At 36.6% G+C, this 13,879-nt stretch carries 13 protein-coding genes and 1 rRNA gene; 11 read left to right on the top strand and 3 right to left on the bottom strand.

What is annotated here, in order from left to right; translation table 11 throughout:
- Positions 1–94: 94 nt before the first annotated feature.
- From recX to NXS11_RS10445, 4 genes are all read left to right on the top strand, one after another.
- Positions 95–898: a recombination regulator RecX gene (gene recX, locus NXS11_RS10460; protein ID WP_259200982.1), complete on the top strand. Its 804-nt coding sequence runs from the start codon at positions 95–97 to the stop codon at positions 896–898.
- The gene (locus NXS11_RS10455; protein WP_259200981.1) at positions 891–1,205 is read left to right on the top strand and encodes a YfhH family protein; all 315 of its coding nucleotides are present in this window, start codon (positions 891–893) and stop codon (positions 1,203–1,205) included. The genes recX and NXS11_RS10455 overlap by 8 nt, the downstream gene beginning before the upstream one ends.
- Positions 1,206–1,220: 15 nt before the next feature.
- Positions 1,221–2,750 carry an ATP-binding cassette domain-containing protein gene (locus tag NXS11_RS10450; protein ID WP_259200979.1) on the top strand — a complete coding sequence of 510 codons (1,530 nt, stop codon included), beginning with the start codon at positions 1,221–1,223 and terminating at the stop codon, positions 2,748–2,750.
- Between the two features lie 86 nt (positions 2,751–2,836).
- On the top strand, positions 2,837–3,586 hold the full coding sequence (locus NXS11_RS10445) for a teichoic acid translocation permease (RefSeq protein ID WP_259200978.1): 750 nt from the start codon (positions 2,837–2,839) through the stop codon (positions 3,584–3,586).
- Between the two features lie 106 nt (positions 3,587–3,692).
- Here the strand turns inward: NXS11_RS10445 and NXS11_RS10440 are convergent, their stop codons facing one another.
- Positions 3,693–4,670, bottom strand: coding sequence for a metal-dependent hydrolase (locus NXS11_RS10440; RefSeq protein ID WP_259200977.1), 978 nt, complete (start codon positions 4,668–4,670; stop codon positions 3,693–3,695).
- 170 nt (positions 4,671–4,840) lie between these two features.
- Between NXS11_RS10440 and mutY the strand changes: the two genes are divergently transcribed.
- The 3 genes from mutY to NXS11_RS10425 all read left to right on the top strand — a co-directional run bounded on the left by mutY (position 4,841) and on the right by NXS11_RS10425 (position 8,405).
- On the top strand, positions 4,841–5,893 hold the full coding sequence (gene mutY, locus NXS11_RS10435; RefSeq protein ID WP_259200976.1) for an A/G-specific adenine glycosylase: 1,053 nt from the start codon (positions 4,841–4,843) through the stop codon (positions 5,891–5,893).
- Between the two features lie 85 nt (positions 5,894–5,978).
- Positions 5,979–6,521 (top strand): nucleoside tri-diphosphate phosphatase, encoded by a 543-nt coding sequence (ntdP, locus tag NXS11_RS10430; protein WP_259200974.1) that lies wholly within the window; start codon positions 5,979–5,981, stop codon positions 6,519–6,521.
- Positions 6,522–6,668: 147 nt separating this feature from the next.
- On the top strand, positions 6,669–8,405 hold the full coding sequence (locus NXS11_RS10425; protein ID WP_259200971.1) for an ABC transporter ATP-binding protein: 1,737 nt from the start codon (positions 6,669–6,671) through the stop codon (positions 8,403–8,405).
- A gap of 42 nt (positions 8,406–8,447) precedes the next feature.
- Here NXS11_RS10425 and NXS11_RS10420 read toward each other — a convergent pair whose 3' ends face one another.
- Both NXS11_RS10420 and NXS11_RS10415 read right to left on the bottom strand, forming a co-directional pair.
- Entirely contained in the window at positions 8,448–9,542 is a 1,095-nt protein-coding gene (locus tag NXS11_RS10420; RefSeq protein ID WP_259200970.1) for an FUSC family protein, read from the bottom strand.
- A 314-nt stretch (positions 9,543–9,856) separates the two neighbouring features.
- Positions 9,857–11,143, bottom strand: coding sequence for a glutamate-1-semialdehyde 2,1-aminomutase (locus NXS11_RS10415; protein WP_259200969.1), 1,287 nt, complete (start codon positions 11,141–11,143; stop codon positions 9,857–9,859).
- Positions 11,144–11,225: 82 nt separating this feature from the next.
- On the opposite strand from NXS11_RS10415, the gene bcp reads away from it, so the two are divergent.
- The 4 genes from bcp to NXS11_RS10395 all read left to right on the top strand — a co-directional run.
- Positions 11,226–11,684: a thioredoxin-dependent thiol peroxidase gene (gene bcp, locus NXS11_RS10410; protein WP_259200968.1), complete on the top strand. Its 459-nt coding sequence runs from the start codon at positions 11,226–11,228 to the stop codon at positions 11,682–11,684.
- Positions 11,685–11,686: 2 nt separating this feature from the next.
- Positions 11,687–12,637, top strand: coding sequence for a phosphoglycerate dehydrogenase (locus NXS11_RS10405; protein WP_259200966.1), 951 nt, complete (start codon positions 11,687–11,689; stop codon positions 12,635–12,637).
- An 86-nt stretch (positions 12,638–12,723) separates the two neighbouring features.
- Positions 12,724–13,188, top strand: coding sequence for a peroxide-responsive transcriptional repressor PerR (gene perR / locus NXS11_RS10400; RefSeq protein ID WP_259200964.1), 465 nt, complete (start codon positions 12,724–12,726; stop codon positions 13,186–13,188).
- A 597-nt stretch (positions 13,189–13,785) separates the two neighbouring features.
- Positions 13,786–13,879: ribosomal RNA gene (locus NXS11_RS10395) — 16S ribosomal RNA — on the top strand; the annotation flags it as partial.

Genomic DNA, 13,879 nt, shown 5'->3' with positions numbered 1-13,879 from the left:
CTCAAAGAAGTGAGTCAGTTGTTTCCAACGCTTTTCAAATTCAATTATAATTAAGAAAATAAGTAGTGTAAGAGAAAGGAGGCGAGATGATGTGATGGCGGTTATTACAAAGATTGAGGTACAGAAAAAAGACCCAGAACGCTTTAACTTGTATATAGATGGTGAATTTAAGGCGGGCATTTCAATGGATACACTAGTGGCATGCCGTTTGAAAAAAGGAGATAGGGTCGATAGTGACCAATTAGTACGTATATTAGAACGTGAACATCAACAACGAGCGATCAATCATGCAATTCAATATTTGTCACACCGCAAACGAACACGCTATGAGATTGCGACTCACTTAACAGATAAAGATTACTCTGAGCAGGTGATTGCACAAGCACTTGCATATTGTGACCGATTGGGTTTCATTGATCATAAAGATTATATGGAAAGCTTAAAAAATACGATATTACGAACGACAGATAAAGGTCCGGAAGTCTTTCGCCAAAAACTCTACAAAGCAGGAATAGAACAACCGCTTATTGAAACGGGTGTAGCTCAGTTTGTAGAAGAGCAGCCTTTTGAGCAAATTTATCAAGTTGCTAACAAAGTGATGAAACAGAAAAAAGGGCCTGCTGCAAAAGTACGACAACAGGTTCAGCAATCACTCAGACAAAAAGGTTATCAATTAGAGACAATTCAAAAAGTAGTTGAAGCATTAGATTTTGAACAAGATCCTGAAATCATTGATAATTTATTGCAACGTGATTTGGAGAAATTCTATAATAAATATCAGAAACGTTATGATGGGCGTCAATTAACGATAAAAACAATAGAAGCGCTCATGAGAAAAGGGTATACATATGATGATGTCCAACGAAAATTAAGAGAGAGTGGTATTAGTGATGAATAACAAACGATTAAGTGATATGAATCGTCAAGAAATTTTTCATGAAATACAGACGTATAAAGAAAAAATGCGCAAAGCTGAAATGAATGGTATTATGAATGAATATGATGTCTATCAAAATAAAGTTGTCATTGCAGAAAGTTATTTGATAGACCCTAAGAACGTTGAAATTGGCAAAATTTATCCGTTGCAAGACGGTTCTGAAGATCACTTTAAAGTAGAGCGTTTGAAAGGTGTCTTTGCATGGGGATACCGCATTAATAGTGTACGATATGAAGAAGGCTTGCCGCTCTCATTATTAAAACTATAGAAGGGGTATACGCAGATGAGTAATGCAATTGTGTTGAAGATGATCAATGTTACACACTATTATCGTAATCAAAAAAAACAAAATGTGCTGAAACCCTTTAGTTATCAACCTGAAGATATAGAGTTGAATAATATCTCATTGTATATCTATCAAGGAGAAGCACTTGGCATTATTGGTGAACCTGCTTCCTCCAAATCATTAGTCGGCGAAATACTGGCTGGTACTGTGTTGCCCGATAAAGGACGTGTTGTGCGCAAAGCATCGATGTTTTATGCCAATATGAATCAAAAAACAGTAGAACAAGTTGCGGTCATCGATTACGTTAATGATGTGATTCAGTTATATGAAGAGAAAGCACCTGAGCATAAAGCTATACAAGTGATAAAATATGCACACTTAGCAGATTATAAACATCATCTAGTTCGAGATTTAACAAATAAACAATATGCACAATTGATGTTCAGTTTAGCGCGCGCTTCTAATGTAGAGGTTGTAATCCTTAGCCACATACTATCTTACTTAGATCAAGGTTTTTTTGATAAAGCACAAACTATGATGAGAGAATATATTGACCGAGGATTGACATGGATTGCCATAGATAACGATATCGCTAAAATAAAAGCAGTCAGTAACTATATCGTATGGATGTCGCATGGGCAACTGCGCATGGAAGGCGTTGTCAAGCAAGTGATACCAGTATTTGAACGGCATGAACGAGATAGAAAAAGCATAAAATCCGAAGAGGTACTCGCACATTTTGATGAAGATTGGAAACGCAATCGTTCAAGAATGCCAGAGTTGACATATAATTTTAAGCGGATAGAGCGTTATCATCATGCGAAGCCACCGGTTTTTCTTTCGCGTATCTGGACTTGGACAGGGATTTTTTTAGTAGGGATGGTATTGTCTGGGCTGCTTATATTTAATGATTTAGGTAAGTTGGATACATCTCATCTCACCGCACAAAACACCCTAACAGAGCAAACAGAAGATCGTTATGTTGAAAAGTTAGCGTATGGCATTGTCACTGTGCGCAAAGCAACATTAACGCCTGCCGGACATAATGGTAAAGAGGTTCAAGTTCCATACCATACAATAGCGACCATAACGGGAGAAAATAAACGTAAATATCGCATTACATTGAATGATAAAACGTATAGTATCCCGAAAGAAAAAGTCTTTTATTTTAATCCAGCAGCACTTTATAATCAAGTTGACCGAGACACATTAGCGCCATATATGAAACAAAATTATATTAATTATGTTGATTATTTTAACGGAGAATTACACAAAACACATCAAACAGTCAATGAGACGCTGGTACCACAACAGAAGAATCGTTATGTCGAACCAATCTTGGAACAACCGATTGCGATGTTATTTGATGATCAAAATAAGTTGATTGGCTATCAATTTCCAATCGTAAAAGAAGATGAGTTGAAAGACAAATTTAACATTGGTGATGATTATTGGGTAGCGAAGACAGAGGCAGGTTACTATATTGCTGATTTTAAAGCACATCAATGGATTTTTATAGAATTGTAGGTAGGTGAGCATGAGTGATAGAGAGCTTTATTCGATTTTTTCATGAAATACCTCGATTTTTTCACTATGCATGGTATCGCGTTAAAATGCATAGACGTTGGGTATTATTAACATTGCTTGTCAGCACGTTATTCATGCTGGTGACATCACTGTTTTTCAAGTTAACAGGCACAATTGATGTCGTACAAGTTTCTATACATTATCGCTTAACAGGTGTAGTGACTTTTGCGGTTATTTGGATTGCGATTTATAATAATTATCGTTTTTTTCCACGAGACTATTACGTAACACGTCATTTTAATAGTAGTCCATTCTTACATGTGTTGTTGTCAGGTGTGTTATATGGTCTAGTATTATTTGTACTGATGATTGTGATGATTATCTTAAAATCGATTAACACTGAAACAACATGGTTAGGTGTAGGATTTTACAGTTTGATGAGTATGTTTTTTATTATCACACTGTCATTTTTATTGGGCGTCATCTATATGATTTATCCTAAGTTGAATCGTTTGTTTTATATTGTATCGGCTTTGTTATTGTTGTTAGTACCTGTTCTATACACGCCAAGCGATACACCAGGTATTGTTACACATTTGTTGATGCTCAATCCATTTTATTATTTAGTGAATGGTATGCAACAATCGGTTATAGTGGGGCATGATGCATTAAATCATTTAGGTTATCATTTATACTTTTTATGTTTTATGGGCTTGATGATTGTGTTTAGCTTTGCTTTAAGGGATTATGTAACGCAGCTAAGACCCAATGAACATACGAAGCCAATTAATACAGAGGAAGATACAATAGAGACGCCCGATGAACAAATCAAGTAACCTTTTTAATGTATGAACTATAGCAGCATTTCAAAATACAATAACGCTATAACAGAAAAAACATCCCGAGCGCTTCCAACGATACTGGAGGCTGCCGGGATGTTTGTTAATGTGCATACAGTTTTTTCATCAATTTGTCTTCACTAAATACCCAACCGATATATGAGTGACGTACAGACATATCACTGTCCAAATGTGCAATCGCTACGAATTGATAATGTCCGTTTTTCAAGTAACGTAAATCAATCAATCGTAGTTCTGTCGTTTCATCATCAATATGTTCGAAATGCCAACGATAGATTGATGAAAAGTTCAAGAATGCCCGAATATTTGGGTCATTTCTAACAGGTTTCATAATACTAATATCTGGAAGTGTTTGTCGTTTGACTTTGTCACTAAAAACGATGTTACGCCCGAAACTGCGTCCAACGTAATCATGTTGCTCAGTTTGAATCGCAATACGCCATTGCATGAAACGAATGGTTGGTGCAATAAATACTTTCGTTGGTTGACCGAGGTGCTGGACTTGCTTAAGTGCTTGATTTTTTAGCCAGCTCCGCATTTTGAAGCGCAAAACATAATAACCGACAAATATGACGAGTACAGGACCGAACACGATGTATGGGTGGATGCCAAATGACCATATTGTAATTGCCACTAATAAAATAGCAAAGATGATAGGATCAAATGTGTTGATAACGCTTAACTGAATCCATTTGTTCGAGAATGGACGTAAAGCTTGTGTGCCGTATGAGTTGAAAATATCCACAAAGACATGAAGTGCTACGGCGAGTTGTGCCCAAAGCCATATGTGTAGTGGTGGAATGCCCGATATAAAAATATACGCTAAAAATGTAATTAGCAATGGCCATAACAGGGTGAAAGGAATAGAATGGGTAATTCCCCTATGATGGGTAATATAGGTTGCGTTATTTTTAATTTTTAGTACAGTATCTATATCGGGAATTAAAGAACCTGCAATGATAACGCTAGCTGTCACAGCAAAGTGATTTGAAAGCGTTGGGTCAGTTGTAGCAAGTGCTGTTAAACTGATACCCATTGCAATATGTGTCGCTGTATCCATTAATCTCACTCATTTCAATCATTCTTATGTTTAATTATAAGGGATAATGCGTGTGAACTGAACTATTTAACATTAGTATGCTGCTAACGATTAATTAACGAATTCCTGATTATAACAAAAGAAATTTAGCATAGTGGTAAAACATTCAACCAATAGAAAAGGAGAACTTTATGTATTTAGAGGAGACATTTAAGACATCACTGGTGTCTTGGTTTGAAACGAATCAACGTCAGATGCCTTGGCGTGAGACGACGAATCCATATTATATTTGGGTAAGCGAAGTCATGTTGCAACAGACACAAGTTGACACTGTGCGCAGTTATTATCAGCGTTTTATACAGCAATTTCCAACCATAGAAGACTTAGCCAATGCGGATGAAGCGCTAGTGCTCAAATTATGGGAGGGTCTAGGTTATTACAGTCGGGCACGCAATTTCCATACAGCAGCAAAAGAAGTTGTTGCCCAATATCATGGAGAAGTCCCACGTAATCCACAAGACTTTCTAGCGTTAAAAGGTGTGGGGCCATATACACAGGCGGCTGTGATGAGTATTGCATTCAACTTGCCACTTGCAACTGTTGATGGCAATGTTTTTCGCGTATGGTCACGACTGAATGATGATACGCAAGATACGGCACTTCAAAAGACGCGAAAAGCTTACGAAATCGCATTGGAACCCTATGTTCAGGAATCGTCTGGAACATTTAATCAAGCAATGATGGAATTAGGGGCACTCATCTGCACGCCTACATCGCCTCTGTGCTTATTTTGTCCAGTTCAAGCAAATTGTGAAGCTTTTGAGAAAGGAACGGTACTAGAAAGACCTGTTAAGACGAAGAAGCTGAAAAAAACGCACCATTACTTATACACTTATTATATCGAGAATGATAGAGGGGAGATGTTGATTGAACAACGCACAGCAAGCTTGCTAAAAGGTATGTGGGAATTTCCAACATTTCCGGCTGATACGTCTCGAGAAACATTGGTACAAGAATTGGGAGAAGATTTAATTATTGCAGAAACACCATCTTTCAGTTTAAAACACCAGTTCACACATATGACATGGAATATCCAAGTGTTTCGTGCTAAATGTAAATCCCAAGGTCAGGCGTCAAGAGCGTTTGGTAAGAATCGACGGTGGATACCAGTGGCTGAGAAGGAAGCTTATACATTTCCTGTACCGATGTCTAAAATTTATGATGCACTGCAGGAAGCGGATTGATTAATTCATAAAAAGTTATATGCTATAATTGTTCAGGAACAATATAAGACTTTAGACTTAAGTTAATGAAATGGTGGTGTAACAAGTGGTTAAGTCATGTATTCCTAAAGAAGGAACAGCGGTGAAAATCCAATCATATAAGCACGATGGCAGCATTCACCGGGTATGGTCAGAAACAATGATATTAAAGGGAACGGAAGACGTAGTGATTGGTGGCAATGACCATACACTTGTTACTGAGAGCGACGGTCGCACATGGATAACACGCGAACCAGCAATTGTTTATTTTCATTCCGAATACTGGTTTAATGTGATTTGTATGTTTCGTGAGGATGGCATTTATTATTATTGTAACCTGTCTTCACCATTTGTTTGCGATAATGAAGCACTGAAGTATATCGATTATGATTTAGATGTTAAAGTTTATCCGAATGGCAAATATCATCTCTTAGACGAAGATGAATATCAACAGCATATGCAACAGATGAACTATCCTAAAGATATCGATACAATATTGCGCACGAATGTTGATATTCTGCAACAATGGATAGAACATAAAAAAGGACCATTTGCACCAGATTTTATCAAGGTATGGCGTAATAGATTTCAAAAGATGAAAAACAGATAATTTGTTTAAATGGGGCGTAAGAAGATAATGAGACATTCTTCTTACCCCCTTACGTTTGTTTAAAGTGATACTTTTTATTATTACCAAATATCGACATAAAGTCTGCGCTATGTTACTTATCATTACCAAATCATAGGAGGAAATATCATGATTAAACGCTATCTTGAGTTTGTAAAACCTTACAAGTGGCTTATTTTCGGAACCATCATTGTAGGTATACTCAAATTTGGCATTCCGTTGCTAATTCCATTATTGATTAAATATGTTATTGATGATGTCATCAATAATGGGGCGCTTAGCATTTCGGATAAATATACGCAATTAATGATAGCAATGGGGGTTGCAGCATTTATTTTTGTAATCGTTCGCCCGCCAATCGAATTTTTAAGACAATACATGGCACAATGGACGAGCAATAAAATACTGTATGATATTCGTAAAAAACTTTATAATCACTTACAAGCATTGAGCTCTAAATTTTATGCGAACAATAAAGCAGGAGAAGTCATCTCACGTGTGATTAATGATGTTGAACAAACGAAAGACTTCATTTTGACCGGTTTGATGAATATCTGGCTAGATTGTATTACCATCGTGATTGCGTTGTCAGTGATGTTCTTCTTGGACGTCAAACTGACATTTGCTGCGATCATCATCTTGCCTTTTTATATTTTGACTGTGTATTTTTTCTTCGGTCGCTTAAGAGAATTGACGCGTCAACGTTCACAAAAGTTGGCGGAAACACAAGGTTTTTTACATGAACGCGTCAATGGCATGGCAGTTATTAAAAGCTTTGCAATTGAAGAAAATGAAGCGAAAAACTTTGACAAACGCAATACCAATTTCTTAAATAAGGCATTTGGTCATACACGCTGGAATGCTTATTCATTTTCTGCGATTAACACAGTAACAGATATCGGACCATTAATTGTTATCGGTTATGGGGCTTATCTTGCTATTTCAGGTAATGTAACAGTCGGGACACTTGCAGCATTTGTCAGCTATCTTGAACAATTATACGGACCATTACGTCGCCTTGTATCTTCATTTACAACATTGACACAAAGTTTTGCGTCAATGGATCGTGTATTTCAATTGTTTGATGAACCATATGATATTAAAAACTTACCGGATGCCAAACCGTATCAAATTAAGCGTGGAGATATTGGTATTCATGATGTATCTTTTCGTTATAATGAAGACGAACGAGACGTGTTACAGAATATTAGTTTGGATATCAAGCATGGTGAAACCGTCGCATTTGTTGGTATGAGTGGTGGCGGCAAATCAACATTAATCAGTTTGATACCCCGATTTTACGATGTGACTGCTGGGGAGATTACGATTGAAGGGCATCCTATTCAAAACTTTGAGCTTGGTAGTTTAAGGCGCCAAATCGGCATGGTTCAGCAAGATAACATTTTATTTTCTGATACAGTGAAAGAAAATATTTTATTAGGTCGTCCAGATGCTACGTTTGAAGAAGTTGTTGCTGCAGCTAAAATGGCGAATGCGCATGAATTTATTATGACCTTACCACAAGGCTATGATACAGAAGTGGGAGAGCGTGGTGTTAAACTTTCAGGTGGTCAAAAGCAAAGACTATCGATTGCACGTATTTTTCTCAACGATCCCCCAATTTTAATACTTGATGAAGCAACAAGCGCATTAGATCTTGAAAGTGAAGCGATTATTCAGGAAGCACTTGATACATTGAGTCACGATCGAACAACATTAATTGTTGCTCACCGCTTATCGACAATTACACATGCAGATCGTATTGTTGTTATCGAAAATGGGCATATCGTCGAGAGTGGTACACATGAAGCATTAATGCAACAACAAGGTGCCTATCAACGACTGTATAACATTCAAAACTTATAGAAAAAAACCGTCCAAACGCACTGTTTCGGACGGTTTTAATTATTAGAGATCGAAAACTTCTTCTAAAATATCAATTTCGGGGTCGTTTGAGTGATATTTAAAATAACTGATACTTAGACGGTTTAAGTGTTCTAAGTTATAACGATATTCTTCCAAAGCTGAAATTACATGCACAATATTGCGGTATGAGTAGTCCTGTTGATCAGGGTAATGCGTTACCTCGTCTTGAAAGGCATCCATAATATCACGCTTCAGTGGATTTGGAATTGGATCTGTTGTTTCGGATACGTTAAATTTTGCTTTTTTCGTAATACTGATCAAAATTTGTTCATGAAATTGCGTCAATTCGTCAATTTCTAACTTCATCTGTAAACGGAGCGCATCGCTTAAGTTCAACATATCATTTTGATAGCGATTCATACGTCTCAGTACATCGTAAGCATCGCGTGTAGAGAGTACCATCTCTTTGAATAAAATTTTCTTTCTAATCAGTGCGTATTGTTGCTTTTTCGTAAAAAGGCGTTCTTCTTTGTAATACTCTAATAGTTGCTCTAAGTTCACAATACGTTGTCGCAATACTTCAAGATCTGATTTAACATGATTAAACTCTGCTGCATCGTTTAAGACCAGTTTGAACCATTTAAAAATATCTGTCGTAATATGCAGTGAATTGTAATAAATTTTGGTTTCAAACTTAGGGGGTAAAAACGTTAAGTTTACGATGAAAGAGCTCAGCACACCAATCATTACCAAAGTAAACCGATAGAAAGCTGAGGTATAAAAGGAACCGTCATGTTGTCCCATAATAATCAGTGCTGTGACAGTTGCTAGTGTTGCAACGTGAGCAATATTGAGCTTGTACAATAATGCGATCAATAGAATAACGGTTGCCCCCATGATAATCATGTTGTTGCCAAAAACAGTGACCATCGCAACAGCAAGTATTGCACCGATAATATTACCTTGAAATTGATCGACAATCGTTTTAAACGTACGATACACACTTGGCTGCATAGCAACAACGGCAGCAATCCCAGCAACCGTAACCATACCTGCATCAGACGGTAACAATGCTGCTATAGAGACAGCGAGTACAATAGCAATACCAGTCTTTAATATTCTGGCTCCAAGTTTCAAATAACAGCACTCCTTTATAAAATTCTATTTGTTAAGGCATATTAGACCAATATTACTCCTATTATAGATGTATTTAATGTTTCTAACAATTTATGAAACGTTACATCTTTATTAAGAAAATGCGATTGTACACAGAACCGGATTCAGTTTAATTTTTACGTACTTATCACCATTTCTTATTTATGCGATGATTTAGCAAATATCTAGGACATTCAATGAACTTCATACATACTTAAATCCCACAACAAGCGCTCATTTTATAGGGTGTTTTTAATAATTGAACACGACATACATTTACAGTTATCAATTATTGACTACAATTGTTGGAAAGCATAGTCAGCCGCAGCTATTGTTTTTTCGATATCTTCATCAGTATGTTCTGTTGTTAAGAACCAAGCCTCATATTTTGATGGCGCAAGATTAATACCTTGATGTAACACAAGCTTGAAGAACTTAGCAAACATCTCGCCATCTGATTGATCTGCTTGGTCATAATGAGTGACTTTTTCGTCTGTAAAGTAGACAGTTAGTGCGCCTTTTACACGATTGATTGTTGCTTTCACATTGTATTTGTCAATAGCTGCTTGTAAACCTGCTTCTAACTTAGCACCAAGACGGTCGAGTTGTTCATAAACACCTTCTTGCTCTAATACTTCTAATAAAGCAATGCCTGCTTTCATAGACAGTGGGTTTCCTGCCATTGTGCCAGCTTGATAGGCAGGGCCGAGTGGTGCAACTTGTTCCATAATCTCTTGACGTCCCCCATAACCGCCGATTGGTAAGCCACCACCAACAATTTTACCGAATGCTGTAAGGTCAGGGTATACGCCTAAAAGATCTTGCGCGGCACCATAGTGGAAGCGGAATGCAGTAATGACTTCATCATAAATCACAAGTCCCCCATATTTATGTGTAATCTCATTTACTTGTTCTAAGAAGCCAGGCTGTGGTTCCACCATGCCGAAGTTTCCGACAATTGGTTCAACTAAGACACCAGCAACTTGATCGCCCCAGTGTGTCATTGCTTCTTTAAATGCTTCAATATTGTTAAAGGGAACGGTAATTACTTCTTGTGCTACACTTTTTGGAACACCTGCAGAGTCAGGAGAGCCTAACTGAGAAGGGCCACTACCTGCAGCTACTAATACTAAATCTGAATGACCATGATAACAGCCAGCAAACTTGATAATCTTGTTGCGACCTGTGTATGCACGAGCCACACGAATTGTTGTCATAACAGCTTCAGTACCAGAGTTGACAAAACGCATTTTTTCAAGAGATGGAATGGCTGCGCGTAATTTTTTAGCAAATGCAATTTCAAGTTCGGTTGGGGTACCATACAACACACCGAGTGCTGCTTGTTCTTGAATAGCTTTCGTAATATGTGGATGTGCATGGCCAGTGATAATAGGACCATATGCTTGTAGATAATCGATATATTCATTACCATCTACGTCATAAAGATAGGCACCTTTTCCTGATTTCATGACAACAGGCGCACCACCACCAACTGCTTTATATGATCGTGAAGGAGAGTTAACACCACCTAGTATATACTCATTTGATTGTTCCTGAAGTTGTTCACTTTGTGTAAAGTTCATTATGACTTCGACCTCTTTCTGTTTAATCTTTTCTCTTATTATCGTATCATTATTGTATCGAAATCAAGAGAGAGGGATGTTTATGTTACAAAAAGGGACGCAATTTCCAGATTTTACATTGAAGAATCAAGATGGAGAAGTGGTATCAAATGAAACGATAAAAGGACAAAAAGCGATACTTTATTTTTATCCACGTGATAATACACCAACTTGTACAACAGAAGCATGTGACTTCCGGGACAATTTAAGTTATTTCAATGAATTAGGTGTAGCTGTATATGGCATAAGTGGCGATTCGCAACGAAAACATCAGAACTTTATTGCCAAGCATCAATTGAATTTTGATTTGCTTGTTGATGCAGATTATCAATTATCAGAAGCAGTTGGTGTCTATCAATTGAAAAAATCATTTGGCAAAACATCGATGGGGATTGTCAGAACGACATTTGTTTTAGATGAAGAAGGACGAGTATTGGATGTTATTGAAAAAGTAAAAGTGAAAGAACAGATTGCACAGCTGAAACAAATATTGGAGGGATAGGTATGCTGATAGTTAGTTTAATGCGTTTAGGTGATGAGGAAAAATACTTACGTGAACAATTCCCAAACGTTACATTTGAATTTTATAAGCATCCAGCAGAACTACCTGAAGATACACAAAGAAAAATGGACGTTTTAATTTCATTTCATCATGCAGTAGACGAAGCATTTATTGACGCATCACCTAATTTGAAGTGGATTGCTTGGTATGCGACAGGTGTCAATAGTTTACCATTAGATAAGTTAGAACAGCGAGAGATTAAGCTAACAAATGGCAAAGGCGTCCATGCACAACAACTTAGTGAATGGTTGTTTGCATATATACTTGATGATTACAAACAGTTAAAATCTGTTTATCAAGAGCAACAAGATAAAATATTTAATGGAAAAAGAATTACCAAGAGTTTAGATGAAGCAACTATTATGTTTTTAGGGACAGGTGCTATACCACAACGAGCAGCAGCGATCGCAAAAGCTTTTGGTATGACCACGATAGGACTTAATACGACGGGGCATGCAGTCACTAACTTTGATGAGACATACAAGTTAGCAGATAGACTTTCTCTATATCAACAAGCAGACATCGTTGTTAACGTGTTGCCTGAAACGAAAGCAACATATCATCTACTTAGTTTAGAAGATTTTAAAGCGATGAATGATCAAACGCTCTTTGTTAATATTGGTAGAGGCACAATTGTAAGCACACAGGACATAGTTCACGCGTTAAAAAACAAACATATTAGAGCAGCTTACCTTGATGTTTTTGAAGAAGAGCCATTATCTAAAGAATCTCCGCTTTATGAGTTAGATAATGTATATATAACGAGCCATATTACAGGCAATGGAGCAAGTAATCGCAAGAAAGCAACACAAATATTGAAAAGTAATTTAGAACATTTTCTCAATAGTGGGTCTCTAATTGAGAATGTGGTAGATTTAAAAAAAGGATATTAGCATGTATATATTGACATGTTATTATGAAAAGACTTATATTATTGTTAAGTAATAATTATTATTAATTGGAAAGACGGGTGAAATAAATGCATGCAGAATTGGAAACACATCATCATGAACATCAATTAGATGAATCAATCGCTTCTTTGCGAAAAGCAGGTGTACGAATAACGCCACAGCGTCAAGCGATTTTAAAGTTTCTCATCAAGGTTGATACGCACCCAACTGCTGATGAAATCTATCAATCTTTATCACCTGATTTTCCTAATATAAGTGTTGCAACCATCTATAACAATTTAAAAGTCTTCAAAAAAATCGGCATTGTCAAAGAGCTCACATATGGTGATGCATCTAGTCGATTTGATTTTGATACACATAACCATTATCACGTAATATGCGAAAAATGTGGCAAGATTGTTGATTTTCATTATCCTTTGTTAAGTGAAGTAGAACAACTGGCTCAGCATGTTACCAATTTTAATGTATCACATCATCGCATGGAAATTTATGGTGTATGTGAGGCATGTCAACAAGCTGAACAAGACAATTGATGTTAAAAACTTCTTTCTGATTGATTCGATTGATCATTCTCGAAAGAAGTTTTTTATGCTTATTTTTCTGTGATGGGAGGAAGACTAATTGGATATTTCTGATTTGTAGTTTGATTATGTAAAGGTTAAGTGCGTATAGATTACACAAATTAACTCAAAATGTGTTTCATTTCTTTAGTGGGGTAAATTTAATATAAAAAGCAGCTTGTTTTGTGTTGACGTATTGTTTTTATCTTGATAAGATTTAACAGTCGTCAAGAGAAAACACATAAAGTTATTATATATTTCGCTTTTAAAACTAAAATGACAAAGTGTAAAATTAATACTTGAATATTTCTTCTTGAAAATATATGATGGTTATTGTTGAAAAGAGCACAACAGTTCAACAATAAAATCAAAAGTTACGAAATAAAACTTAAAAAAGTAGTTGACACAACGAAAAGTTTTGAGTATAATAATTAATCGTAACGGCAAAAATGAACATTGAAAACTGAATGACAATATGTCAACGTTAATTCCGATAATTTGAGTACTCAGAGTAGTACTTTCAAGAGTGATTGACTCAAACAATCAAACGAGCTAATCAAGCTTACTTCTTTTATGGAGAGTTTGATCCTGGCTCAGGATGAACGCTGGCGGCGTGCCTAATACATGCAAGTCGAGCGAACAGACGAGGTGCTTGCACCTCTGA

This window comes from Staphylococcus americanisciuri (assembly GCF_024814435.1).
In the GTDB taxonomy this organism is placed as follows: domain Bacteria; phylum Bacillota; class Bacilli; order Staphylococcales; family Staphylococcaceae; genus Staphylococcus; species Staphylococcus americanisciuri.
This window is presented reverse-complemented; position numbering and strand designations above follow the sequence as displayed.